The sequence below is a fragment of the Pseudomonas sp. 32A genome (assembly GCF_052682255.1).
This window is the reverse complement of sequence record NZ_JBQYLY010000001.1, coordinates 1169134-1194989: the sequence shown is the minus strand read 5'-3', so window position 1 is coordinate 1194989 and position 25856 is coordinate 1169134. Positions and strand designations below refer to the sequence as shown.

The window sequence follows — 25856 nt, the reverse complement described above, 5'->3', positions numbered from 1 at the left end:
AAAGTTACAACATTTCGCCTAGCGTCTTTTTGTATGTGCCTTTGTAACAAAAAAACGCAAGACAGCAAGCTATTTACAGACAACCGGCCAATATTCTTACCAACTTTTGCGCCCGCGGGTCCATAAGTACATAAGGCCCCAATGTATTGGTCACAAAACCAAAGGCTACATCATGTTCCGGGTCGGCAAACCCTACCGAGCCACCTGCCCCCGGATGCCCAAAGGCCCGTGGGCCAAGGCCGAACGTAGCGTTCGGCACTTGCGGTTGATCCAACATGCAACCCAGCCCAAACCGGGTTTGTGTCAATAAGGTTTTATCCGGGCCGATACTGTGTTCACGGGTCAACTCTTCAAGCATGTCGGCTTCCAGCAAACTACCGTCGAGCAGCCCACTATAAAAACCCGCCAGACTTCGTGCATTACCGTGACCATTTGCCGCTGGCTGCTGCATGCGCCGCCATTCGGGTTTATTAGTGCTGGTCAGAATAGACGGCGGATTGGTAAATGCACGGGTAGTCATCGCCATCGGCTCGCGCATCGTTACTTGAAGTAAACGCTGTGCCGCCTCATCGCCTACATTGCCCTTGCCTCGAGCTATATGGGCAACTCGATGGAATTCTTCGTCTGCCAGGCCTACATGAAAGTCCAGGCCCAATGGCCGCGCAACCCGGGCCACGATGGACTCGCCGGGCCCACGACCGTCAGCGCGGCGGAGCAGTTCGCCCACCAGCCAGCCGTAGGTAATCGCCGCGTAGCCATGGCCTTCCCCGAGCTTCCACCACGGTGCTTCGGCCGCGAGTGCGTCGACCATCATTTGCCAGTCGTACAGCGCTTCGGCGGGCAGGGTTTCACGCAGGGCCGGTAGCCCGGCCTGGTGGCAGAGCAGATGGCGCAGGGTGATGGCTTCTTTGCCGGCTGCAGCGAATTCCGGCCAGTATTTGGCGACCGGCGCATCCAGCTGCAGCTTGCCTTCGGCCACCAGTTGCAGCGCCGTAACGGCCGTAAAGGTCTTGGTGCAGGAGAACAGGTTGGCGATGGTGTCGCTGTGCCAGGCCTCGGCACCGTCCTTGTCGGCGGTACCGGCCCACAGGTCGACGACGGTTTCGCCGCCAATCTGGATGCACAGCGCTGCGCCACGCGCCTGAGGGTCGTCGAACAGCGCGGCGAAGGCTTCACGCACCGCTTCGAATTGAAGCTCGTAATGACCCTGAATCTGCACCTAAGCCCCCTCGGAAAAGTACTACAAAAAGTGGCCGACATTGTTCCAGTCATTGAGTGATTTGTGAACCCGCACTCATCGATCTGGCGCCATCAATGGCCTTTGCCCGAATGCCCGCCGGAATGTTCTGCTCCCGGCCCTGCGGCATTGCCGTCATGCCCCGGTTTACCGCCTTCTGCGGTGTGAACCGCGGGAGCCGCCTTGGCCTTCTCGGCCTCTTTGCCCAGTTGGTCGACCGCCGCCAGATTACTTTTCCGCACGCTGTCGACAAAGCCCTGGAATGGCACATCGGTGATGCCTACCAGGCCGAAGTGGCCGTTCTCACCGTCCAGCAATCGACCGGTGACCGGCTGATCCAGATACTGGAACCAGTGCACACCCACAATCGACGGCTCGGCCATGGCCTGCTTGAGGAAGTTGGCGTAGGCAGTCCCGCGATCCTCTTCCCGGGCCAACTGCGTTACGCCACCCCAGAACGGGCCGCGGTCCGCCGAGCCGAAGTTGAACTCGGTGATCAGCACCGGCTTGTCCAAAGCCCGCAGGGCCGCAAAGTCATAACCGTCCTGGGGCTTGAGGGTGTACATGTTAAAACTCAGCACATCGCAATACTGGGCGCAGGACGCCACCGATTCCGGGGTGCTGACCGCATAACGGCCACCCAGCAACAGTTGGTTCGGCGCGTGCCATTTCAGCGCATCGGAGATGGTCTTGAAGTAGGCATCGGCGAAGGTCTTCTGGAAGTACTTGAAGTCCGCTTCGATTTCCGGGTGCTCGGGGTTTGGCATGGGCGGCACGAAGCCCGGGTCTTCCATCAACTCCCAGGCGGGCAATTCGATGCCCCAGGCCTTGGACAGACCGTCCTGGTTGCGGTACTTGTCGCGCAACTGCTTGAGGAACGCGCGCTTGGCCGGCACGTCGGTGGTCATGCGCAGCGTGCCGTAGGCCAGGGCGTAGCGGGATTTAGCATCATCACCGGGACCGGCCCAGGCCAGTTCGTTGTCGGCAAAGAAGCCGATCAACCACGGGTCATCGCGGTGGTCACGGGCGGCAATCGCCACCGCGCGCTCGGTGGCCATGGCGAAACGCGGGTCGAACGGGTCGGGCATACCGCCCCACCAATCGGTACCGGTGCTGATGCTCGCGTAATCGCCGACGATCGACAGTGGCAAGGTGTAAGGCACGCGGTCGGCGGTGGCCAATTGCGGCGCGCTCCAGTTGCCGACGGTGTTGAAACCCCAGGCTTTAAGACGGTCGAGGGTGTGGCTGACCCAGCGTTTCTGGTCGAAGCCTTCAGGCTGGCAAGGTGCAGGCGGCACACAAGGTTGGCCATAGGTACGTTGCAGGTTGGCGCCATAGAAGTCGTACCAGCGGCCAACATTAAAGCTGCGCCCCTGATCAGCGCCATTGCCGCTGCGGCTGTCGCTGCTTCCATAGTACTTGTCGAAAGGCTCGCCGGCCTTGGGCAGCGCGGCGAACATCCATTCGCGGCCCGCAACGTAGGTCTGGCTGTTGTCCGGCGCTACGGTGTTGACGCCCAGGGAGTAGAACGGATGGCCTTCCGGTGTCACCAGGTACCAGCGCCCGTCGCGCTTCTCGGTGCGGAAGAAGCCGCTGGCGTCAAAGGCCGGGCCCTTGTTCCAGCCGCCGTACTTGTCCAGGGACGCCTTGTCGCGCTCGGCCAGCCAGCCCTTGAGCTGTTGCTGCTCCTTGACCGCTGCGGCCCGCAACTGATCGTCACTGCTGACTTTCTCCGGCCACTTGGCGCGGGTGGACTGCCCATAGGCATCCACCAGATCGCTGTAGGTGGCCTTGAGCACCGGCGCGATGTCCTGCACGCCAAAGCGCTCCAGCAGGATGCTTTGGGCGACATTGGGCTTGATCATCGACAGGGTCACCGACACGATCTGGCTGCGGTCGATCTCCCCTTCGCTGCTGGCCAGCAACACGCGCTGGCCATCGACGGTAATCGGCATCGGCGGGCCGGCCTTCATGCCCTGGCTCCGCGGGGAGTTGGCTTGCAACGGAATCAACAGCGTTTGCGCCGGGCCGGCTGGCAGGTCGATACGGCTGAACAGGGTCCTGCCATCATTGCTCTGCACCTTGACGTACAGGGTCAGCGCCCAGTCCATCGCGCTTTGGATACGCAGGCTCATCGCACCGGATTGCGACCAGTCCCAGGCACCGGTCTGCGGGCTGAGCACCAGGCTCGGTTCGGCCGCCGGGTTGAAGGTAATACGGCGCAGCACTTCGCCTTCAGGGGTTTGTTCGGCGTTGTATTGCGGCAGGCTGGCGTCCTGGGTCGCCACCTTGACCACATCGGCGGGCCGTACAAAGTTGAACAGGGTTTGTTGCCCGGCAGGCGCAGCCAGCAATGGCGCGGCGAACAACAAGGCAAAAACAGCGGGCAGCGTGCGAATCATGTGAACAAGGTTCTCCCAAACGGCCGGTGACTGGCCTGATGACGTGAAGCAATGGTGAGATAGACCACGAAGTGGGCGAATTCGCCCACGGGGTCTTAAGAAATTTCCCGCCGAAACGGCGGCAAAGCATTCAGGATAGCTTTCCCGTAGCGCTGGGTAACCAGACGCCGGTCAAGCAAGGTGATGGTGCCGCGGTCTTCTTCGGTACGCAGCAGACGCCCGCACGCCTGGACCAGCTTCAAGGAGGCGTCCGGCACCGAGATTTCCATGAACGGATTTCCGCCCCGGGCCTCGATCCATTCGGCCAGCGCGGCCTCCACCGGATCATCCGGCACCGAGAACGGGATCTTGGCGATCACCACGTGTTCGCAGTAAGCGCCGGGCAAATCCACACCCTCAGCGAAACTCGCCAGGCCGAACAGGACGCTGGAATCGCCGCCATCCACCCGCGCCTTGTGCTTGTTCAGGGTTTCCTGTTTCGACAGATTGCCCTGGATAAATACCTGCTTGCGCCAGTCACGGTCGAGGCCGTCGAACACGTCCTGCATCTGTTTGCGGGACGAGAACAGCACCAGCGTGCCCCGGGAACCCTCGACCAACGACGGCAGGTCACGAATGATCGCCGCCGTGTGGGCCGGTGCATCCCGTGGGTCGGCCTTGAGGTCCGGCACCCGCAGCACACCGGCGTCGGCGTGATGGAACGGGCTTGGGACCACGGCGGTAACCGCCTTTTTCGGTAAGCCGGCGCGCATGCGGAAGCGGTCGAAGGTGCCCAGGGCCGTCAGCGTGGCCGAGGTGACCAGTGCACCGTAGGCCACATTCCACAAGTTGCGTCGGAGCATTTCCGCCGCCAGGATCGGGCTGGCGTTGACCTCGATATCAAACAACGCACCGCTTTCCGACAAGGTCAGCCAACGGGCCATGGGCGGGTTGTCTTCCGGGTCTTCGACGGTAAAGGCGGTCCACAACTCCCAGTTGCCCTGGGAGCGGGACAGCAGGCTGCCAAACAGCGGGTACCATTCTTCAGCCTGGTTGCTGGCGATGCCGATGTTGACCTCGCCGTCCATGCCTTCCTTGAGCAGATCGGTGAGGCGGGTGAACAAGTCGGTCAGGCGTGAAAAGCCCTTCTTCAGCTCGACGCCCATTTCCCGCATGTGCTCGGGGATCAGCCCGCCAACGAAACGATGGCGCGGCCGTTCGCGGCCTTCCACGTCTTCGCCAGGCTTAAAGTCTGCCACCTGCTCACAGGCGCTGAACATGAATTGCTGCTGGGTCTTGATCTCCCGCGCCAGCTCCGGAACCTGCTCGATCAATTTGCCCAGGTCGCCGGGCAGCGGGTGCTGGGCGAGCAACTTGGTGAGGTTCTTGGCGGTGGTTTCCAGCCAGTCGGCGGTGGAGCGCAGGCGCGTGTAGTGGGCGAAGTGGCCGATGGCCTTGTCGGGCAGGTGATGGCCTTCGTCGAACACGTAGAGCGTGTCACGCGGGTCGGGCAATACAGCGCCGCCGCCCAGGGCCAGGTCGGCGAGGACCATGTCATGGTTGGTGACAATAACGTCGACCTTGCCCATGCCTTCCCGGGCCTTGTAGAAGGCGCACTGGCCGAAGTTGGGGCAATGACGGTTGGTGCACTGGCTGTGGTCGGTGGTCAGGCGCGCCCAGTCGGCGTCTTCCAGGGCATTGGGCCAGCTGTCGCGGTCGCCGTCCCATTTATTGCCGGCTAGTTTCTCGATCATGCTGGTAAACAGCTTCTGACTGACCTCATCGACTTCGATCTTGAAGCCTTCTTCTTCGAACAGCGAGGCAGTAGCGGTTTGCGCGTGGCCTTCCTGCAACAGCACGTCGAGCTTGGACAGGCACATATAGCGCCCACGGCCCTTGGCCAGGGCGAAGGTAAAGTTCAGGCCACTGTTGCGCATGAGGTCGGGCAGGTCTTTGTAGACAATCTGCTCTTGCAGCGCGACGGTAGCGGTGGCAATCACCAGGCGCTTGCCGGCGGCCTTGGCGGTGGGGATCGCCGCCAGGCTGTAGGCCACGGTTTTACCGGTACCGGTGCCGGCCTCGACGGCCACCACGGCGGGGTCGCCACTGCGCCGGCCTTCGTCGTCGGTGTCGATATCCCCGAGGACCTTGGCGACTTCGGCGATCATCAGGCGCTGGCCGTACCGCGGTTTCAAGCTCTTGGCTTCGAGAAAACGCGAGTAGGCGCCCTGGATCGTGGTTTTGAGTTCAGTGCTGATCATGGATAGTCGGGCGCAAAAAACGCTGGATAAATTTTCAGTGGTTCGGATCGGCCGCTATCATACCCCGCTAATTAATCCCGCGCAGAACGGAGTACCCCAATGACCGTCTTTAGCTTCGCTTACACCCTGCATGTACTGGCCGCCCTGATCTGGGTCGGCGGTATGTTTTTCGCCTGGATGATCCTGCGCCCCGCCGCCATGGCCGCGCTGGACGGGCCTGCCCGGCTGAAACTCTGGGTAAATGTGTTTCAACGTTTTTTCGTGTGGGTGTGGGTCGCGGTGCTGGTCTTGCCGATCAGCGGTGTCGGCCTGCTGCAACTGCGCTTCAGCGGGTTTGAGACCGCGCCGCGTTATGTGCAGGTCATGATGGGATTGTATGTGGTGATGACCGCGCTGTTTATTCGGATTCAGGCACTGAAGTTGCCGGAGCTGCGCACGGCGGTGGCGGCTGAGGATTGGCCGGCCGGGGCGGCGGCGTTGGGGCAGATTCGTAAATTGGTGGGGATTAACTTGATTGTGGGGTTGGTGCTGGTGGCGATTGCTTCGGCACGGCCGATGTTCTGAGGTGTCCCATATCCTGTAGGGAGGGGCTTGCTGTGGCGAGGGAGCTTGCTCCCGCTGGAGTGCGAAGCGCTCCCGCTTTTTTTGGGGCCGCTACGCAGCCCAGCGGGAGCAAGCTCCCTCGCCACAGGTAAAGCGTTAAAGCCTCTGGATGGTCACAGCACCCGCAGGCCCCGCTGGCCCCGGCTGCCCTTCCAACCCGGCCCGGCCCTTCTCGCCGCCGTCCGCGCGGTACACCAGGCAACCCTTGGACTGCCCGCCTTTACCCGGTTTGCCCGCTGTGCCCGCCAAACCGCCGGCACCGCCGTCCACCCAGACTTTGATCTTCTCGCCCGGAAAGTCCTGCGGCAATTCCACACGAACCTGCGCGCCCGCCGCGCCCGGCAGACCGTCGCCGCCGTTATCGCCATTGGCACCGCGACCGGCCGAGCCCCAGGTGCAGCCCGGGTCTTCGCCATTGGCACCGTCCAGCCCGGCATACCCTTGGGCACCTGCACCACCGCGGGCATCCACCGACAGTTCATCAGCCGTCAGCGAGTTAATCCGCAAGACCAAGTCACGCCCCGCCTTGGCCGGACGTTCATGGGTACCGGGAGCACCGCGCGAGGTGATCTGGCTGCCGTGTTCCAGCTGCGCCTGGCGCACCTGCAATTGCAGGGCGGTGCTGCCGGGAACGATGGCGATGCGAGCGTCGCGGCCCAGGTGCAATTCGTCCACCGTCACCTGGGTGATATTGGCGGGAATCAGCAAGGTGCCGTAATCCGCTACATCCAGGCGCTCCAACTGCAAAACGCCGCTGCTGTTGGGCAGGCGCATCAACGAGTTGGTCTCGACGCTGACGCTCTGGGCCAGGGCAATGGGGCTGACCAGCAGGGCCAACAGAAAAACCTTACGCATGATTGGCCTCCTTGTTTACATCATTAGTCGGTGTCGGCGTCGAAAAGCTCTGCACATGGAACATACCCACCAGCAGGATCTGCAAGCGGTCACGCCAGGGATGGGCACGGGTTTTCACACTGCCGTTGAATAACAGCAGTTCCAGAATATGGGTCAACAACAATAAGCTGCCGGCCAAATTGACTAACAGGTGGAACGGATTGATCAGCGGTGTGAACAGATTGACCACCACCACGACCCAGAACAGCAACGTCAAAAACTTCCCAAGCCCCCAAAACACCTTCATCCCGCACGCCCCCTTGCACATTATTCTTTGGGCGCACAGTAACGACTTCTACAGGCGTTGTGCCAGTGAAGGATTAAAAAATTGATGAAGGGGCCCCTGGGGATTCCACAGGGGCCTTGAGGCGGGGTCAGCGGTTGATCTGAATTTCCACGCGGCGGTTCAGCGCGCGGCCATCAGCGGTTTTGTTATCCGCCACCGGATGGCTTTCGCCGGCGCCGGTCACCGAGACAAAGCTGCTGCGCGGTATTCCGGAACTGACCAGATAGTCGGTTACCGAATGAGCACGTCGTTCAGAGAGTTTCTGGTTGTAGGCGTCTTTACCGACGCTGTCGGTATGCCCGCTGACGCGCAGTTGTGCACTCGGGGCCTCTTTTTTCAGGCGGGTAGCAATCACGTCGAGTTTGGTTTTGTCGGCCGCCGTCAGCCTGGCGGAGTCGAACTCGAAGTGCACGTCACGAATCACGATGGTTTCTTCCTTGACCACCACCACTTCCTCTTGAACCACCGCTACCGGCACCGGAGGGCAGCCATTGGCGTCGACCTGCACGCCTTTTGGCGTGCCAGGGCACTTGTCGCGGCTGTCCGGCACGCCGTCGCCGTCTTCATCACCATCGCCATGCACCCAGCAATAGGCGCCGGCCATGCCGCCGATCAACAACGCGCCGTAGCCTGCATAGGAAGAGCTTTGGGTTGCACCAATAGCAGCGCCGGTCACGCCGCCGACCGCGGCGCAGGTGGGCCAGTCGGTTTTTTGCAAGCCTGCGCAACCTGTCAATACTCCGGTTAGCAGAACCAAGGGTAGAGCTGTCCGCATGATGCTCATCTGACTTTCTCCTGAGGGGATCGGCGGGGGCCGACGGGTGGAGTAAAGACGGCTCTTTTCATCTGCGCCAGCGTGTCACACCCCAGTATTCATTGGGCCGGGCCGTTTATTCTCGCCGCCCGCTCTAGGCCCGCACGCTCAGGCAGGCTAGTCTCTACGGTCCTGATGTGAGGATCTTCGATGACTGCCGGTATTTCTTCCCGTACACCCCAGCAAGCGCTCGCTGCGCTGCTGGATCTTCACGCGCCCAAACGCCTGCTGTTATTGGGCGCCAGCCAGTTCCCGGCGCTGGACGCCTTTAAGGAAGCACACCCGGATACCGTGGTGTCCCTCGCCGAGCCCGGCCCCTTGCCCGCCGAGCTTGCGGCCCAGCGTTTTGACCTGGCGCTGGTGGTCGATTGCCTGGAACACCTGTCAAAACCTGCGGGCCTGACCTTGCTGGGGGGCATTCGCAACCTCAATGCCAGCCGCATTGCGGTGCTGGTGGACCTGGCCGCCTGCCACTGGAAAGACACCGACTTCTTCTCCCTGGCCCTGCAAGCCAGCGAACGCTTCCAGCGCGACGGTCAGGTTTTGACGCTGTTTACCTATGATCTGCTTGACTATAAACAGGTGCCGGATTGGCTGAACGCCCGCTTCTGGGCCAACCCGCAAAACTTTGGAAAGTATTGGTGGTAACCCAATGAGTACATCCATTTGCCCCTGCGGCAGTGGCAACCTGCTGGATGCCTGCTGCGGTCATTATCACGCCGGCCACCCGGCCCCCTGCGCCGAAGCGCTGATGCGTTCGCGCTACAGCGCCTACGTGTTGGGACTGGTGGACTACCTGGTGGCAACCACCGTGCCTGCGCAGCAAGCCGGGCTGGACACGGCCGCCATCGGCGCCTGGAGCGCCCAAAGCACCTGGCTGGGCCTTTCAGTGGAAAGCTCCGAGGTGTTCGGCGGCCAGCCGGAACATGCCTTCGTGACCTTTACCGCCCGCTGGCATGACAGCACTGGCGAACACAGCCACCGGGAGCGTTCCTCTTTCGTACAGAACAATGAGCACTGGTACTTTATCGACCCGACGGTAGACGTAAAGCCTGGGCGCAATGACGCCTGCTTGTGCGGCAGCGGGCAGAAATTCAAGAAGTGCTGCGCCAGCTACCTCTGACATTCATTGATACCCGGCAGGCTCTTGCTTGCTATGCTGACTCTTCACACGGAGTAACGGCATGGTTTCTCAGGCACGGATATTCAGGACTTACAGCCTTCTGCTGGCATTGATGCTAGGGCTTTCCGGCTGCGCATCGTGGTTCGCCGACGACGCGCCCGCCCCCGAGGTGCGGCTGGTCAAGGTCGACCCCGTGCGGGTCAAGTTGCTGGAGCAGAAGTTCAAGCTGTATTTCCGTGTGGATAACCGCGATGACAACGACCTGACCGTGCGCGGCCTGATTTACAAGGTCAGCCTCGGCACGATGGTGCTGACCGAAGGCGAGTCCAACGAGTGGCTGACCGTGCCCCCCCATAGCCACGCTTTTTTCCGGGTATCGGTGCGCACCAACCTGTGGCCGCAGATCCGCGATGTGGTCGACATGCTGAAAAATCCGCGCGATCCCGTGCCCTATCGCCTTGAAGGCGAGTTGAAAACCGGTTTATTTATCGGGAACGACGTGCAGGTGTTGCGCAATGGCGAGATAATCCCCGGCGATTTTATTCCGGAGCGACATCGATGACTCAGCAACCCCATGTCCATGGTCCTGACTGCAACCACGATCACGATCACCATGATCACGACCACGGCCATGTCCACGGCCCGAACTGCGGCCACGCTCACCAGGAGCCGGTGCGCAACGCCTTGAAGGATGTAGGTCGTAACGACCCTTGCCCATGCGGCAGCGAGAAGAAATTCAAGAAGTGCCACGGGGCGTGAGTTAAGAAACCCGATTCTCGAAACACTGCACATCCAACTGTGGGAGCGGGCTTGCTCGCGAAAGCGCAGTGTCAGTCAACCTCTGTGTTACTGATACACCGCTTTCGCGAGCAAGCCCGCTCCCACATTCAGCCTGCATTTCAAGGCCAGGATTTGCGCTGAAACTGCAACACCACCTCCAATCCCCCACCTTCCCGATTGCTCAAGCTCAACCGCCCGTCATGGGCACTGGCAATCGTATGCGCGATGCTCAGCCCCAGACCGTACCCGCCGGTTTCCACGTTACGTGAGCCTTCCACCCGGTAAAACGGCTCCATCACCTGTTCCAGTTGCTCCTGGGGGATCCCCGGCCCACGGTCGCTGATGACAATCTTCAAGCTATCTGCCTTGTCTTCAACCCGGACCACGACTTCGCGGCCATAACGCACTGCGTTCTCCAGCAGGTTTTGCACACAACGCTTAAGGCTTCGGGCATATCCAGGCAGCGGCTGTTTGGCCCGCCCTTCTATCGTGACCGTCTCACCCACATCCTGCAGATCGGCCTGCAAGCTTTGCAGCAAGGCGTTGATGTCGATGTTCTGGCGCTTTTCGTTGATTTCGCCGCTGCTGACAAAATCCAGGGTGCTGGAAACCATGTGTTCCATTTCTTCCAGGTCGCTGCGAAAACGCTCCTTGGTGCGGTTGTCGTCGAGCATTTCCGTACGCAACCGCAGGCGTGTGATGGGTGAACGCAGGTCGTGGGAAATCGCCGCAAGGAAGCGCGTACGTTCGGCGATATTCGCGATCAGCCGCTGTTGCATAGCGTTGAACGCCTGGGCGGCGCGGCGTACTTCGGTGGGGCCGTCGAGGGCCAACGGTGGCTGTTGGATGTCCCGGCCCAACGCCTCGGCAGCCTTGGCCAGGGCATTGAGCGGGCGAATGGCCAGGCGCACCGCCACCAGGGCAATAATCACCAGCACCAACACCCGCAGCAGATAAATGCGCATCACGTAGTCAAACAGCAGGTCCATCGGCGAGGTGCTGGTCCAGCCCTGCTCCTCGGTGGCCTGCACCTGCAGCCACCGCCCGTCCGGCAAACGCAGGTCAATCAGGAATTGCCCCACCACCGGCTTGGAGCTGAGCAGAGTCGACAACCCGGCATGCTGGCCTTCGGCATCCAGCAACTTGAGACTCAGTAGATGCAGGTTCTGCGTGGAGCCGGTTTTCTCCGACAGCACTTTATTCAGCAAGCGCTCGGTGGCCTGGTCGCTGTCGCTGATGCGGCTTGGCACCTCACTGGCCTGGTCACTCAGGGTCAGGCGAAAGCCCGGCGTATCGAGCAGCTTGATCAGCTCATCAGCCTGCGCCGGATCGCTGTGTACCAACCGCACGACATCCGCCAGCCGCGTGGCGATCAGCCGACTGGGGATTTCCAGGACCTGGCCGTGGCGCATGTCGTACCAGATGCTGCTGGTCAGGGCCTGGGCCGCGAGCATGCCGCTGACCAGGATCAGCACCAGCCGGCCAAACAGCGAACGCGGCAGCAGTTTCACGATTGCAGCGCCACGTCGTCTGCGGTGAGCATATAGCCCTCGTTGCGCACGGTCTTGATCAACCCGGCCGGCAATTGCGAACGCAGGCGGCTGACACACACATCAATCGAGCGGTCGAACGGCGTGCTGTCTTTGTCGAACACATGGTTGAGCAAAAAGTCGCGGCTCAGCGGCCGGTTGGGATGCTGCAACAACAGGCGCAGCACCCGGTAATCGGAGTTGCCAAGGCTGACCACCACGCCTTCCGGCGAGAGCAATTGCCGCGCCCGGGTGTCCAGTTGCCAGCCGGCAAAGCTGATGCTCGGCGCTTCATCCAGCCGCGCCCGGTCCGGAAAACTCTGCACCCGGCGCAGCACCACCTTGATCCGCACCAGCAGCTCCCGAGGGTCGAACGGCTTGGGCAGGTAATCGTCGGCGCCGATTTCCAGGCCGACGATCCGGTCAATCAGCGAGCCCTTGGCGGTGAGCATGATCACCGGCGTGTTGGAGCTCACCCGCAGCTCGCGGCACAGGCTCAGGCCGTCTTCGCCCGGCAGCATCAGGTCGAGAACGATCAGGTCGATGACATTCAGCGCGAGGCGGCGGCGCATTTCCTTGCCGTCGCCGGCAGTGGACACCTGGAAGCCGGCATCACTCAGGTAATCACACAACAACTGGCGGATTTGCGGGTCGTCATCAACGATCAGCAGATGGTCTTGCTTGGCCATGGGGCAACTCGTCCGAAACTCAAAAGGCAGGAGATAGCCGAAACGTCAGCCAGAAGTACACGCAAATGTAATGGAATGTTGTGAGAAGCGGTAATCGCGCATCCCCATTACAAAGCCACGGCGTGGCGGCCGGTATCGGTCTTTAGACTACCGAATCTAAATGAGATTAATTGTAATTTAGCCCAGGTCACTCCGAATGCCATTGCCTACTTCTCGCGCTTTGTCGCTGCCCTCTACCCTTGCGCCGATGTTCGGCCTGCTTGCCGCCGGCAGCATGACGCCTACTGCCTGGGCCGATACGCCGGTGACGGCGTCCAATGATTCGGTGCTGAGCCTGCCGGAAATCAAGATCGATGGCGAAGCCACCTCAGCCTTCAAGGTCGACCGGGTGACCTCGGCAAAAATCAGCCAGCCGCTGCTGGACGCCCCGCAAAGCGTAACCATCGTCCCGCAGCAAGTGCTCAAGGAGCAAAACGCGCAGACCTTGCAGGAAGTGTTGCGCAACGTGCCGGGCATCACGTTCATGTCCGGCGAAGGCAACCTGGGCTGGGGCGACCTGTTTTCGATTCGCGGGTTTTCCTCGGAGCAGAGCCTGACCGTCGACGGTGTGCGCGATGCCGGCCAATCAACCCGCACCGACACCTTCAACCTGCAACAGGCAGAAGTGTTCAAGGGCACCGGCTCGATCGAATCCGGCGTTTCCGCGGTAGGCGGCAGCGTCAACCTGGTGAGCAAAGAAGCGCACCTGGGGGATGCCAACAAACTCTCGGCCGGCATCGGCACCGACAGCTACCGCCGCCTTACCGGCGACTTCAACAAACAACTGAATGACACCACCGCCCTGCGCATCAACCTGATGAAACACTACAACCAGGTGGCCGAGCGCGACGACGTGGACTACGACCGCTGGGGCATCGCGACCTCCCTCGGCTTCGGCCTGGGCACCGACACGCGCCTGTTCATCGACACCTTCTATCAAAAGGACGACAACACCCCGGACGGCGGCGTGCCGATCCAGCGCGGCACCGATGGCGACCGTATGCCTGGCGTTAAACGCTCCAACTGGTACGGCGACTCACATCTGTACACCCAGCAGACCAAAACCACCTCGCTGACCGCGCGCTTCGAACACGACTTCGACTGGAACGAAGCGACCCTGAAAAACCAGACCAAGTGGGAGCGCACCGACAACTTCGCCGTGCTCTCGCCCGCACGTTTCTTTGCTGCCAACGCCAATGGCCAGAAAACCTGCACCGGCACGCGCTGTGCGACCTTGGGCTACACCGGCGCAGGACCGATCAGCCAGGTGCCCGGCAGCACGGTAAATGCCTACCCGGGATACGCCAACAGCGCTGACACCGCCTACGGCATTCTGCGGGGCAGCGACTTCGGTTTGTCCAAGCGCTACACCATCCTCGACAACCAGACCGACTTCAGCTTCAAGTTCAATACCGGCGGCCTGGAGCACGCAGTTGTCAGTGGGCTTGAGTTCTATCACGAGACCTACGGCGGCCTGAAACGCAATGCTGAAGTGCCGGCGGGCGATCTGTTCTTCGACATGAATGACCCCAACCACAGCTTCGCCAGCACCACCACGGTCAAGGGCGAGGGCGACCCGCGCTCGGTCATTGACAACGCCGGTATTTACCTCGGTGACACCCTCACCCTGAACGACCAGTGGCAAGTCCTCGGTTCGCTGCGCTATGACCATTGGCAAGCCGAAACCAGCCAGCGCGGCCAAGCCACCATCAGCAGCACCGACGGCGCAGTGAGCGGACGCGTCGGCGCGGTGTACAAGCCGTTGCCCAATGGCAGCATCTACGTTTCCTACAGCGAAGCGGCACAACCGTCGGCCTTGGGTGCGTCGACCAACAACCAGATCTACGGTGCAGCCAGCACCAGCAACTACACACCGGCCAAGTCGAAAACCTACGAAATCGGCACCAAGTGGGACATTGCCCACGACCTGCTGAACATCACCGCCGCGATCTTCCGCACCGAACTGGACAACTCCTGGGAATACCAGGACGGCGAAACCGCTCCGGTACGCGCCCTCCCCGCCAAACGCGTAGACGGCGTAGAACTGGGCCTGCAAGGCAATATCAGCCCGCGCTGGACGGTGTACAGCGGGTTCTCGGCGCTCAAAAGCACCCAGACCAAAGGCGCCAACAAAGGTGAGGAAGCCAAGAACGTTCCCGACCTGACCGCCAACCTGTGGACCACCTACGCCGTCACCGACGACCTGAGCCTGAGCTACGGCGCGCAATACGTAGGACGCCGCCGCTACAGCGACAACAAATACGTCGGCGGCCTGAACAACAACAGCAGCTACGCCACCGGCCCGTCCGGCGTCTACGCGATCTACACCCGCGACCACGAGAAGGCCCCCGGCTACTGGCTCAACAACGTGGCCGCGCAGTACAAGGTGAGCAAGCAGACCACGGTCAACCTCAACCTCAACAACATGTTCAACAAGTTCTACTACAGCCAGATTGGCGCGTCCCTGGACGGCTTCCAGCTCTACGGCATCCCGGGAGCCGGGCGCACGCTCACCGCCAGTGTCGACTATGAGTTTTAAGCCGTGCTGATCGAAATTCCGGCCCTGCTGAATGCCGAAGAAGTCGAGGTGGCCGTCGCCACCTTGCTCGATCAACCGTGGGTCGATGGCAAGGTCACCGCCGGGCAGCGCTCGGCCCAGGCGAAAAACAACCGGCAGCTGTCGGAAGACGACCCGGCAGCCATTCGCCTGGGTGAGCAGATTCTGTCGCGGCTGTCGGACAACGCGCTGTTCATGTCTGCCGCCCTGCCGAAGAAAATCTACCCGCCGCTGTTCAACCGCTACAGCGGCGGCGAGGCCTTCGACTGGCATATCGACAATGCGATTCGCGGCCTCAGGGGCGTGCGCGAACGAGTGCGCACCGACATCTCCGCCACCTTGTTCCTGGCCGATCCGGCCAGCTACGACGGCGGCGAACTGGTGATCCGCGACACCTTCGGTGAACAAGCGGTGAAGCTGCCCGCCGGGCACTTGCTGATTTATCCCGGCAGCAGCCTGCACAAGATCAACCCGGTCACCCGCGGCGAGCGCATCGCCAGTTTCTTCTGGATCGAAAGCCTGGTGCGCGAAGACAGCCAGCGCCAGCTGCTGCTGGACATGGACGTGGCGATTCAACGCCTCACCGCGCAACACGCCGACGACCACGCGCTGCTGCAACTGAGCGGCGCCTATCACAACCTTTTGCGGCGCTGGAGCAATGTCTGATGCGCCGCCTTCACCTGGAGTTCTCGCCATGCTGAAACCCCGCAACTTCCTCAAGCTGGGCGCGCTGTTTGTCGTGCTGATCCTTGGCCACGCCGAAACCGCCGCCGCCCATGAAGTCACCGACGTACTGGGCCGCAAGGTCGAGGTGCCGGACCACGTGCAGCGCGTGGTGCTCGGCGAAGGCCGGCTGATTTCGGCGTTTGCTCTGCTGGACAAGGACGCACCGTTCCAGCGGATTGTCGGCTGGCAGAATGATTTGAAGTTGCTGGACGCCCACACCTACAACGCCTATGTGGCGAAATTTCCGACGGTGAAAGACATCCCGCTGATTGGTCAGGCGTCTGAGCAAAGCGTCAGCGCCGAGGAAATCCTCTCGCTGAAACCGGACCTCGCCGTGTTCAGCATTTCCGGCCACGGTCCGACCGAACACAGCCCGGTGGCGGACGTGTTGGCCAAGGCGGGCATCCCGGTGTTGTTCGTCGACTTCCGTATCAACCCGGTGCAAGGCACTCACGCCAGCATGACCGCCCTGGGCCAGGCCCTCGGCCGGGAAACCCAGGCCAAGGGGTTTCTCGACTTTTATGACCAGCACATCAAGGTGATCACCGACGCCGTCGCCACCTTGCCGGCCGGCCCGCGCCCGAGCGTGTTTCTGGAATTGCTGGCCGGCGCCTGGCAGGCACCGGGCCACACCACCGGCAAGAGCGGCATGGGTGAAGTGATCAAGCTGGTGGGCGGCCGTAACATCGCCGCCGACGTGGTGCCGGGGGCGCTGGGGGACATCAGTGTTGAGTACGCGCTGAAGGCTGACCCGGATGTGTATGTGGCCACCGGCAATCACAAGCCCGGGTTGATTCTGGGTGCTGGCGTGAGCGAAGAAGACGCGCGCGGCGCGTTTGACGCGGTGCTGGCCCGCCCGGAGTTTGTGAACCTTCGGGCGATTCGTGAGGGCAATTCCCACGGCTTGTGGCATGACTTCTACAACTCACCGTACAACCTGCTGGCGATTGAGGCGCTGGCCAAGTGGGTGCATCCGGAATTATTCGCCAAGCTGGATCCCAAGGCGACCATGGAAGCGATGAACCAGCAGTTCCTCGGCATGCCATTGCAGGGTGCCTATTGGATTGATGGCAAGCCCAAGTAACTAAGGCTCACAACCCATTCCCTGCCTGAACACGGTTCCTGTGAGAGCTGGCTTGCCTGCGATAGCGGTGGTGGATTCACCATCGCCATCGCAGGCAAGCCAGCTCCCACACTGACCGAGTACCGACAGGGATTTTCGTCGTTTTCAAGGCTGCGAACCCAATGACCACTCAAACCCTCGACCTCGCCACCGCCAGCCAAGGCTATCGCCGCCTGCTGGCCCGCCGCTTCTGGCTGCTGGGCCTGCTGGGTGGCGCGCTGATGTGCGCGATCCTTGTGGACCTGGCCAGCGGCTCCTCGGGCATGGGCCTTGGCGCCCTGCTCGATGGTTTGTTGCACCCGGCTCACTTGAGCGCCACCGACCAGGTGATTATCTGGAACGTGCGCCTGCCCTACGCCTTGATGGCGGTATTGGTCGGTTGCGCGCTGTCGCTGGCGGGTGCCGAGATGCAGGCGATCCTCAACAATCCGCTGGCCAGTCCGTTCACCCTGGGGGTTTCCTCGGCGGCGGCGTTGGGCGCGTCCTTGGTGATTGTGTTTCCAGTGACAACGCTGTGGGTGTCGGCCAATACGGCGATTTCCATCTCGGCGTTTGTGTTTGCCGCCGCCTCGGTCTTTTTGCTGCAAGCCATGTCACGCCTGCGGGGCGCCGGGGTGGAAAGCCTGGTGCTGTTCGGGATTGCCCTGGTGTTCAGTTGCAATGCGGTGGTCGCCCTGTTGCAACTGGTCGCCACCGAGGACGTGCTGCAACAACTGGTGTTCTGGACCCTGGGCAGCGTGACCCGGGCCAACTGGGACAACCTCGGCATCCTCGCGTTGGTGGTTGCTGTGGTCATGCCCTTCTCCTTCGCTGCTGCCCCGCGCCTGACCTTGCTGCGCATGGGCGAAGACCGCGCGCAGAGCTTTGGTGTGGACGTGAAAAGCCTGCGGTTTTTCTCGTTGCTGCGCATCAGCCTGCTGTCGGCCACCGCCGTGGCCTTTGTGGGAACCATCGGATTTATCGGCCTGGTGGGTCCGCATATCGCACGGATCCTGGTGGGTGAAGACCAGCGCTTCCTGCTGCCGGCCAGCGCGCTTGTCGGTGCTTTGCTGCTGTCGCTGTCGTCCATCGCCAGCAAGCTGATCATGCCCGGCGTGATCGTGCCGGTGGGCATCGTCACCGCACTGGTGGGCGTGCCGATTTTCGTGTTGCTGGTGTTCAAGCGCGGGAGGCAGTTATGAGTACGGGATTATCGATTCAGAATGCCCACGTCAGTTATGGACGACGCCAGATTGTGCATGACCTGAGCTTGCCAACCCTGGCCCACGGCAGTTTGACCGCATTGATCGGACCGAACGGTGCGGGCAAGTCGACGTTGCTGCGGGCGGTGGCCGGGCTGGAAAAGATGCAGGGCGTTGTCAGATTGGGTGACCTGGACCTGACGAAAATGTCCGTCGGCGAGCGTGCCCGGCGCGTGACCTACATGCCGCAAAACCTGCCACCTGGGTTGAGCCTGAGCGTGATGGAAAGCGTAATCGCGGCGTTGCGGGTGGCGAATGTCGATGGCATCCCGCTTTCAAGCGACGCATGCATGCGCGAGGCCTTTGATGCGCTGCAAAGGATTGGCATCGCTCACTTGGCGGATCAGCTATTGAGCACGTTATCCGGCGGTCAGCGGCAACTGGTCAGCCTGGCACAACTGATTGCGCGCCGGCCACAGGTGATGCTGCTGGATGAGCCCACCAGTGCGCTGGATTTGAACTACCAGTTAAAAGTCATGGATTGCGTGCGCGGCCTGGTCCGTGAACACAACCTGATCGCCGTGGTGGTGCTGCACGACATCAACCTCGCCGCGCGTTATGCCGACCATATCGCGGTGCTGCGACAAGGCCGGTTGCATGCCTGTGGCCCAGCGGACGAAGTGCTGGATGCGGCGCTGTTTGCCGAAGTCTATGGCGTGCAGGTCCGTATCGAACGGTGTTCGCACCAGACGTTGCAGGTGTTGGTGGACGGCGCCGTAGCCTGACCCCCCTACGGGAGGAGGGTTTCTGAAGAGATGACGGTGGCGTACTCGCCGTGGAGGTTGCCCAACGACATGGCATGCACTGCCTCCGCCGCGTGCATCTGCCCAAAAAAGTCCGGCTTGTCGAAGGTGTAGCAGGCATCTTCGATCACCCACGTCTCAAAGCCCAGGTTGCCGGCGCTGCGGGCCGTGGCCTCCACCGAGTTATGGGTGGCCACGCCCACCAGCACCACTTGCCGAATCCCCGCCTCACGCAAGCTCGCTTCCAGCCCCGTCCCACAAAACGCATCCGGCACCCGCTTCTGAACCAGTTGCTCACCCGCCTGCGGAATAAAGGCGTCCTGAAACTCCACCCCCGACTGCTCCGGCCAGAACACCGACTCCGGCGAGTGGGACAAATGCTGCACATGAATCACCGGCCAACCTTCGTGTCTCCAATGCCCCAGCAACGCCAGCATGCGCGCCTCGGCGTGCGGATTATTGCGCCGCCCCAGCTTGGGATGATGAATGCCTTTTTGCTGATCAATCAAAACCAACGCTGCGCCCGCACGAATTTCCATATCGATAGACCCAAATGTTTCATTGAATTTTCGTCACCCTAACATCACCTTTACCTACAGACATTCGCTCAAGCATCACCACCCTTGGAGAGCTTCATGATCGACCTGTATTACTGGACCACCCCCAACGGTCACAAAGTGTCGTTGTTCCTGGAAGAAGCCGGTCTGCCTTACGAGGTGCACCCGATCAACATTGGTCAGGGCGAGCAGTTCAAGCCTGACTTCCTGAAAATCGCCCCCAATAACCGCATTCCGGCCATCGTCGATCAGAACCCGACCGACGGCGGCGCGCCGATTTCCCTATTCGAATCCGGCGCAATCCTGCTGTACCTCGCGGAAAAAACCGGCAAGTTCATTCCCCAGGACCTGCGCGGTCGTCAGGAAGCCTTGCAGTGGTTGTTCTGGCAGATGGGCGGCCTGGGCCCGATGGCCGGGCAGAATCACCACTTCAGCCAGTTCGCCCCGGAGAAGATTCCCTACGCGATCAAACGCTATGTGGACGAGACCGCCCGTCTGTATGGCGTGCTGGACCGGCGCCTGGCCGACCGCACCTTCGTGGCCGGCGATGAGTACAGCATTGCCGACATGGCGATCTACCCATGGATCGTTTCCCACAAGTGGCAGAGCCAGAAGCTGGAAGACTTCCCACATGTAGAACGCTGGTTCAACCACATCAAGCAACGCCCGGCGACGGTGCGTGCCTATGAGCTGGTACAGAAGGTCAATCCGCCAAAATCCTGAAGGTCAACGGGATCAAAAATGTGGGAGCGGGCTTGCTCGCGAATGCGGTGGATCAGCCACAACTCTTTTAGCTGATACACCGCATTCGCGAGCAAGCCCGCTCCCACACTGATTTGTGCCCGACTAAAAACCTTACGCAAATCCTGAAATAAGCATCGCCTCCCGCTTGCGTCGTTTCGCCGCGCTCACTAACGTAGCGCCTTTACTGACGCTACCCCCGCAGGAGCTTTGCCATGGCCTCGCCAGCCCTCTCACATTTTCTTCCCCGGTTCGGCGTTGCCGCGGCCATTGCCAGTGCCTTGGGCCTGGCCGGTTGCCAGTTACAAAGCACCCAAGACACCCTGCCTCCGGTTTCCGGCGTGCAGCCCATCAAGGGCCTGGCGCAGAACGTTTCCGTGCGCCGCAACAGCCAGGGCATCCCGCTGATTGAAAGCAGCACCTTCCACGATGCGCTGTTCACCCTGGGCTACGTGCACGCCAGCGACCGCATCACCCAGATGGTCACCCTGCGCCTGCTGGCCCAGGGCCGCCTGGCGGAAATGTCCGGGCCGGAAGTGCTGGATGTCGACCGACTCATGCGGGCGGTCAATCTGCGCAAGAGCGCCGGCGAGCTGTACAACGCCTCGTCGCCGCGCCTCAAGCGCTTCTTTGAAGTGTATGCACGCGGGGTCAACGCCTACCTGTTCCGCTACCGCGACAAGCTGCCGCCAGACCTGGCCCAGACCGGCTACAAGCCTGAATACTGGAAGCCGGAAGATTCGGCGCTGCTGTTCTGCCTGCTGAATTTCAGCGAGTCGACCAACCTGCAGGAAGAGTTGTCCTCATTGGTGCTGGCGCAGAAAGTCGGCGCCGACAAACTCGCCTGGCTGACCCCAAGCTACCCGGATGAGCCGTTGCCGGTGGCCGAGTCCGACAAGCTCAAGGGCATCAACCTGAGCCAGATCCCGGGCCTCGCTGCGTTGACCAGCCTCAGCGAACACCTCGGCACCTTGAACACCTTGGGCACTTCCAGCTCCAGCAACTGGGCGATCGGCCCACAGCGCAGCCGCAGCAACAAAAGCCTGCTGGCCAATGACCTGTCGACCTCGATGCAGGCGCCGTCGCTGTGGAACTACGTGCAGATCCGTTCGCCGAAATACCAGGCCGCCGGCGTTTCGATCGCTGGCCTGCCAACCCTGCTTTCCGGCTTCAACGGCAAGGTGGCGTGGAGCATGAGCCAGGTCTCGGGCGACACTCAGGATGTGTTCCTGGAGAAGGTCAAGCGCCAGGGCAATGCGCTGTACTACGAAAACAACGGCAAATGGCTGCCCGCCATCGTGCGCAACGAAACCTACTTCGCCAAGGGCCAGCGGCCGATTCGCGAAGCGGTGTACGAAACCCGCCACGGGCCACTGCTCAACAGTGCCCAGTCGCTGACCAGCGGCTACGGCCTGGCGTTGCAGACCGCCGACTTCAAGGACGACAAGAGCCTGGACGCGTTCTTCGACCTGTCCCGTGCGCAAACCGCCGGTAAAGCGTCTGATGCCACCCGGGAAATTCGCGCAATTGCCTTGAACATGGTCTTCGCCGATGCCAGCAGCATCGGTTGGCAAGTGACCGGGCGCTTCCCGAACCGCCGTGAAGGCGAAGGCCTGGTGCCGTCGCCGGGCTGGGACGGGCGTTTCGACTGGGATGGCTACGCCGACGCGATGCTGCACCCTTACGATCAGGACCCGGCCCAGGGCTGGATCGGCACCGCCAACCAGCGCACCATTCCCCGTGGCTACGGCATGCAGTTGTCCAACTCGTGGGCCGCGCCGGAACGTGCCGAACGTATCGCGCAACTGGCCGGCAGCGGCAAGCATGACAGCCGCAGCATGATTGCCATGCAGTACGACCAGACCACTACATTTGCCGCTAAGCTCAAGAGCATGTTCCAGGCGCCAGGCATGGCTCAGCCGCTGAAACAGGCGATCGACGCATTGCCGGCGGCAGACCAGGCCAAGGCGCGGGAAGCCCTGGGGCGCTTGATGGCCTTCGATGGCAGGCTGGCCTCCACCTCCGCCGACGCGGCGATTTATGAATTGTTCCTGCAGGAAAGCGCCAAGCAGATTTTCCTCGACGAACTCGGTCCGGAAAACAGCGTTACCTGGAAAGCCTTTATCGGCAACGCCAACCTGTCGTACTCAGCGGTGGCCGACCACCTGCTGGGGCGCGAAGACAGCCCGTTCTGGAATGACGCCCGCACCGGGCAGAAAACCGACAAGCCGGCGATCCTCGCCCGCAGCCTGGCCGCCGCGATCACCGCCGGCGATAGCGCACTGGGCGCCGATCACAAGGCCTGGCAGTGGGGCAAACTGCACAGCTACACCTGGAAGAACACCAACGGCCAGAACATTCGCGGCCCACTGGCAGCGGGCGGCGATCACAACACGCTGAACAGCGCACCGTATAGCTGGGGCCAGAGTTTCGACACGACCCAGGTGCCGGCGCTGCGGATGATTGTCGACTTCGGCCAGGTGGAACCCATGATGGGCCAAAGCGGCATCGGCCAATCCGGCAACCCGGCCAGCCCGAACTATGCCAATGGCATCGATCCGTGGCTGAAGGCGCAATACCTGAGCTTCCCAATGCAGCCGCAGAACTTTGACGGGGTGTATGGGAAGACGCGGTTGACGTTGGTGCCGGGCAAGTAACCCGGTTTCCCTGACTCAACCGGATCAAAATGTGGGAGCTGGCTTGCTGTGGTGAGCGGGCTTGCCCCGCGTTGGGCTGCGAAGCAGCCCCATCAATCTGTGGTGAACCCGACGGGGGACAAGCCCCCTCACCACAGCAAGCCAGCTCCCACAGTTGATCGCATCCATTTCCGATAGAACTTCTCCACCCGCCCCCGCCTCATAATTAACAAGCCCACTTCCCCGGCACGCCCATGGACCTTGTTATCGCCCGGCCCGAAGGCCTCTACTGCCCCGCCGGGGATTTCTACATCGACCCCTGGCGCCCGGTGGAACGCTCCGTCATTACCCATGCCCACGGCGACCACGCCCGCACCGGTAACCAACACTATCTGGCCGCCGCTCCCGGCGAAGGCATCCTGCGTTCGCGCCTGGGCCAGGACATCAACCTGCAAACCCTGGCCTATGGCGAAACCCTGCGCCACCACGGCGTCAACTTGAGTTTCCATCCCGCCGGCCATGTCCTCGGTTCAGCCCAGGTGCGCCTGGAATACCAAGGTGAAGTCTGGGTCGCCTCCGGCGACTACAAAGTCGAGCCCGACGGCACCTGCGCACCGTTTGAACCGGTGCGCTGCCATACCTTTATCACCGAATCGACCTTCGGCCTGCCGATCTACCGCTGGCAGCCCCAGGCGCAGATTTTTGCCGGGATCAACGACTGGTGGCAGGCCAATATCGCGGCCGGCAAGGCCAGCGTGTTGTTCTGTTATTCCTTCGGCAAGGCCCAGCGGATTCTCCACGGCATTGACGCCAGCATCGGCCCGATCCTCAGCCATGGCGCGGTCGAACCCCTAAACCGGGTTTACCGCGAAGCTGGCATCTATATCCCCGAAACCCTCTACGCCGGTGACTTCAAAAAGACCGACCCGTTGCTGCGCCAAGCCCTGATCATCGCCCCGCCCTCGGCCGGCGGCAGCACCTGGATACGCCGCTTCGGCGACTACAGCGACGCCTTCGCCAGCGGCTGGATGCGCCTGCGCGGCACTCGGCGGCGGCGCGGGGTGGATCGCGGCTTTGTGCTCTCGGACCATGCCGATTGGCCCGGGCTGTTATGGGCCATCGAGCAAAGCGGCGCTGAACGAGTGATGGTCACCCACGGTTCCGTGGGCGTATTGGTCCGACACCTGCGGGAAAAGGGCCTCGACGCGCAAGGGTTCACCACCGAATACGGCGATGACGAAGAGGAAGTCACGTCATGAAGGCCTTCGCGGAGCTGTACGCCAATCTCGACGCAACCACTTCCAGCAATGCCAAACTCGCGGCCTTGCAGGCTTACTTCCTACAGGCGCCCGCGGAAGATGCTGCATGGGCGGTGTACTTTTTATCCGGTGGCCGCCCGCGACAACTGGTGCCCACCCGGTTGCTGCGGGACATGGCCACAGAAGCCGCCGGCATTGAGCCGTGGTTGTTCGAAGAAAGTTATCAATCAGTAGGCGACCTGGCGGAAACCATTTCCCTGCTGTTACCGGAATCGCCCCACACCTCGGACGACGGTTTGGCGGTGTGGCTGGAAGAAAAACTCCTGCCCCTGCGTGGCCTGCCACCAGAAGAATTGGCCGAGCGCCTGCCCGCCCTGTGGGCACAACTCGATCAACCCAGCCTGATGCTGTGCATCAAGCTGATCACCGGCAGTTTCCGGGTGGGCGTGTCGAAGTTGCTCGTCACCCGCGCCCTCGCCGCCATGGCCGGGCTCGACAGCAAACGCGTGGCCCAGCGCCTGGTGGGCTACACCGACCTGTCCAACCGTCCGACCGCCGAAGGCTATTTGAAACTGATCGCCGCCGAATCGTCCGACGAGCATGCGCAACGTGGCGGGCAGCCTTATCCGTTTTTTCTCGCCCATGGCCTGGCCCATCCGGTGGAGCAATTCGAGGCCCTGCTCGGCTCTCCCGCTGACTGGCAAGTGGAATGGAAGTGGGACGGTATTCGTGCGCAGCTGGTCAAGCGCGAAGGCCGCTTGTGGATCTGGTCCCGGGGCGAGGAACTGGTCACCGACCGTTTTCCAGAACTTCATGAACTGGAAAACAGCCTGCCGGATGGCACGGTGATCGACGGCGAAATCGTGGTGTGGAAGGGCGCGGTGCAACCCTTCGCCCTGCTGCAACAGCGCATCGGACGCAAAACCCTGAGCAAGAAAATCCTCGAAGACGCCCCCGTCGCAGTGCTGGCGTATGACCTGCTGGAATACCAGGGCGACGACTGGCGCAACCACACCCAGGCCGAGCGTCGGGCACAACTGGAACAGGTGATCAGCGACTGCGACCAGCCCACGTTGCGGGCGTCGCCGTTGCTGACCGGCGACAGCTGGCAGGCCTTGGCGGAGCAACGTGAAGCCTCCCGCAGCCTGGGTGTTGAAGGCATGATGCTCAAGGGCCGGGATGGGCTCTACGGGGTGGGCCGCACCAAGGACATGGGCGTGTGGTGGAAGTGGAAAGTCGACCCGTTCAGTGTCGATGCCGTGCTGATCTATGCCCAGCGCGGCCATGGCCGGCGCGCCAGCCTGTACAGCGACTACACCTTCGCCGTGTGGGACGGCCCGCCCGGCAGCGAACGCACGCTGGTGCCGTTCGCCAAGGCGTATTCGGGGCTGACCGATGAAGAAATGCGCAAGGTCGACGCCATCGTGCGCAAGACCACCGTGGAGAAATTCGGCCCGGTCAGCAGCGTCACGCCGAGCATGGTGTTTGAACTGGGTTTTGAAGGGATTGCACTGTCCAAGCGCCACAAGAGCGGAATTGCCGTGCGTTTCCCGAGGATGTTGCGCTGGCGCCAGGACAAGTCCGTCGATGACGCCGACAGCCTGGCGACCTTGCAGGATTTACTCGCCTGACACGAA

At 61.8% G+C, this 25856-nt stretch carries 23 protein-coding genes; 14 read left to right on the top strand and 9 right to left on the bottom strand.

The window, feature by feature from the left end:
- Positions 1-73: 73 nt before the first annotated feature.
- From ACUN0G_RS05395 to dinG, 3 genes are all read right to left on the bottom strand, one after another.
- Positions 74-1219, bottom strand: a complete 1146-nt coding sequence (locus ACUN0G_RS05395) for a serine hydrolase domain-containing protein (RefSeq protein WP_421525479.1) — start codon at positions 1217-1219, stop codon at positions 74-76.
- 92 nt (positions 1220-1311) lie between these two features.
- Positions 1312-3639: a beta-galactosidase gene (locus tag ACUN0G_RS05390; RefSeq protein ID WP_421525480.1), complete on the bottom strand. Its 2328-nt coding sequence runs from the start codon at positions 3637-3639 to the stop codon at positions 1312-1314.
- A gap of 95 nt (positions 3640-3734) precedes the next feature.
- Complete coding sequence (gene dinG, locus ACUN0G_RS05385; RefSeq protein WP_008432096.1) at positions 3735-5879, bottom strand: ATP-dependent DNA helicase DinG; 2145 nt, start codon at positions 5877-5879, stop codon at positions 3735-3737.
- Positions 5880-5978: 99 nt separating this feature from the next.
- Here dinG and ACUN0G_RS05380 point away from each other — a divergent pair, with 99 nt between their 5' ends.
- Positions 5979-6443, top strand: coding sequence for a CopD family protein (locus ACUN0G_RS05380; RefSeq protein ID WP_219406626.1), 465 nt, complete (start codon positions 5979-5981; stop codon positions 6441-6443).
- Positions 6444-6578: 135 nt separating this feature from the next.
- Here the strand turns inward: ACUN0G_RS05380 and ACUN0G_RS05375 are convergent, their stop codons facing one another.
- The 3 genes from ACUN0G_RS05375 to ACUN0G_RS05365 form a co-directional block, all read right to left on the bottom strand.
- Positions 6579-7337 (bottom strand): collagen-like protein, encoded by a 759-nt coding sequence (locus ACUN0G_RS05375; RefSeq protein WP_258344039.1) that lies wholly within the window; start codon positions 7335-7337, stop codon positions 6579-6581.
- A complete protein-coding gene (locus ACUN0G_RS05370; protein WP_258344038.1) occupies positions 7330-7623 on the bottom strand; it encodes a DUF1145 domain-containing protein in 294 nt (97 codons plus the stop codon). The genes ACUN0G_RS05375 and ACUN0G_RS05370 overlap by 8 nt, the downstream gene beginning before the upstream one ends.
- A 127-nt stretch (positions 7624-7750) precedes the next feature.
- Positions 7751-8446, bottom strand: a complete 696-nt coding sequence (locus tag ACUN0G_RS05365; RefSeq protein WP_445572851.1) for an OmpA family protein — start codon at positions 8444-8446, stop codon at positions 7751-7753.
- 180 nt (positions 8447-8626) lie between these two features.
- On the opposite strand from ACUN0G_RS05365, the gene ACUN0G_RS05360 reads away from it, so the two are divergent.
- The 4 genes from ACUN0G_RS05360 (at position 8627) to ACUN0G_RS05345 (ending at position 10358) form a co-directional block, all read left to right on the top strand.
- Positions 8627-9124, top strand: coding sequence for a DUF6231 family protein (locus ACUN0G_RS05360; RefSeq protein ID WP_421525482.1), 498 nt, complete (start codon positions 8627-8629; stop codon positions 9122-9124).
- 4 nt (positions 9125-9128) lie between these two features.
- Positions 9129-9599: a YchJ family protein gene (locus ACUN0G_RS05355; RefSeq protein WP_258344035.1), complete on the top strand. Its 471-nt coding sequence runs from the start codon at positions 9129-9131 to the stop codon at positions 9597-9599.
- Between the two features lie 61 nt (positions 9600-9660).
- Positions 9661-10161, top strand: a complete 501-nt coding sequence (locus ACUN0G_RS05350) for an LEA type 2 family protein (protein ID WP_258344034.1) — start codon at positions 9661-9663, stop codon at positions 10159-10161.
- Positions 10158-10358 (top strand): SEC-C metal-binding domain-containing protein, encoded by a 201-nt coding sequence (locus tag ACUN0G_RS05345; protein ID WP_003189235.1) that lies wholly within the window; start codon positions 10158-10160, stop codon positions 10356-10358. The genes ACUN0G_RS05350 and ACUN0G_RS05345 overlap by 4 nt, the downstream gene beginning before the upstream one ends.
- A 140-nt stretch (positions 10359-10498) precedes the next feature.
- Here the strand turns inward: ACUN0G_RS05345 and ACUN0G_RS05340 are convergent, their stop codons facing one another.
- Together ACUN0G_RS05340 and ACUN0G_RS05335 are read right to left on the bottom strand one after the other, a co-directional pair.
- A complete protein-coding gene (locus ACUN0G_RS05340; RefSeq protein WP_445572850.1) occupies positions 10499-11890 on the bottom strand; it encodes an ATP-binding protein in 1392 nt (463 codons plus the stop codon).
- A complete protein-coding gene (locus ACUN0G_RS05335; protein ID WP_445572849.1) occupies positions 11887-12597 on the bottom strand; it encodes a response regulator in 711 nt (236 codons plus the stop codon). The genes ACUN0G_RS05340 and ACUN0G_RS05335 overlap by 4 nt, the downstream gene beginning before the upstream one ends.
- Before the next feature lie 196 nt (positions 12598-12793).
- On the opposite strand from ACUN0G_RS05335, the gene ACUN0G_RS05330 reads away from it, so the two are divergent.
- The 5 genes from ACUN0G_RS05330 (at position 12794) to ACUN0G_RS05310 (ending at position 19008) form a co-directional block, all read left to right on the top strand.
- A complete protein-coding gene (locus ACUN0G_RS05330) occupies positions 12794-15175 on the top strand; it encodes a TonB-dependent receptor (protein ID WP_445572848.1) in 2382 nt (793 codons plus the stop codon).
- A gap of 3 nt (positions 15176-15178) precedes the next feature.
- Positions 15179-15859 (top strand): Fe2+-dependent dioxygenase, encoded by a 681-nt coding sequence (locus tag ACUN0G_RS05325; RefSeq protein WP_445572847.1) that lies wholly within the window; start codon positions 15179-15181, stop codon positions 15857-15859.
- 28 nt (positions 15860-15887) lie between these two features.
- Positions 15888-17003, top strand: a complete 1116-nt coding sequence (locus ACUN0G_RS05320; protein WP_421553421.1) for an ABC transporter substrate-binding protein — start codon at positions 15888-15890, stop codon at positions 17001-17003.
- 161 nt (positions 17004-17164) lie between these two features.
- Positions 17165-18223, top strand: a complete 1059-nt coding sequence (locus ACUN0G_RS05315; RefSeq protein WP_445572846.1) for a FecCD family ABC transporter permease — start codon at positions 17165-17167, stop codon at positions 18221-18223.
- Entirely contained in the window at positions 18220-19008 is a 789-nt protein-coding gene (locus ACUN0G_RS05310; RefSeq protein ID WP_258344026.1) for an ABC transporter ATP-binding protein, read from the top strand. Before ACUN0G_RS05315 ends, ACUN0G_RS05310 begins: the two co-directional genes overlap by 4 nt.
- Before the next feature lie 5 nt (positions 19009-19013).
- Here ACUN0G_RS05310 and ACUN0G_RS05305 read toward each other — a convergent pair whose 3' ends face one another.
- Positions 19014-19565, bottom strand: coding sequence for a cysteine hydrolase family protein (locus ACUN0G_RS05305; RefSeq protein WP_445572845.1), 552 nt, complete (start codon positions 19563-19565; stop codon positions 19014-19016).
- A 96-nt stretch (positions 19566-19661) separates the two neighbouring features.
- Between ACUN0G_RS05305 and ACUN0G_RS05300 the strand changes: the two genes are divergently transcribed.
- The 4 genes from ACUN0G_RS05300 (at position 19662) to ACUN0G_RS05285 (ending at position 25850) form a co-directional block, all read left to right on the top strand.
- On the top strand, positions 19662-20306 hold the full coding sequence (locus ACUN0G_RS05300; protein ID WP_017479389.1) for a glutathione binding-like protein: 645 nt from the start codon (positions 19662-19664) through the stop codon (positions 20304-20306).
- A gap of 233 nt (positions 20307-20539) precedes the next feature.
- Positions 20540-22981 (top strand): penicillin acylase family protein, encoded by a 2442-nt coding sequence (locus ACUN0G_RS05295; protein ID WP_445572844.1) that lies wholly within the window; start codon positions 20540-20542, stop codon positions 22979-22981.
- 233 nt (positions 22982-23214) lie between these two features.
- Positions 23215-24219 carry a ligase-associated DNA damage response exonuclease gene (locus ACUN0G_RS05290; protein WP_445572843.1) on the top strand — a complete coding sequence of 335 codons (1005 nt, stop codon included), beginning with the start codon at positions 23215-23217 and terminating at the stop codon, positions 24217-24219.
- Positions 24216-25850, top strand: coding sequence for an ATP-dependent DNA ligase (locus ACUN0G_RS05285; RefSeq protein ID WP_445572842.1), 1635 nt, complete (start codon positions 24216-24218; stop codon positions 25848-25850). The genes ACUN0G_RS05290 and ACUN0G_RS05285 overlap by 4 nt, the downstream gene beginning before the upstream one ends.
- The last annotated feature ends 6 nt before the right edge of the window (positions 25851-25856 follow it).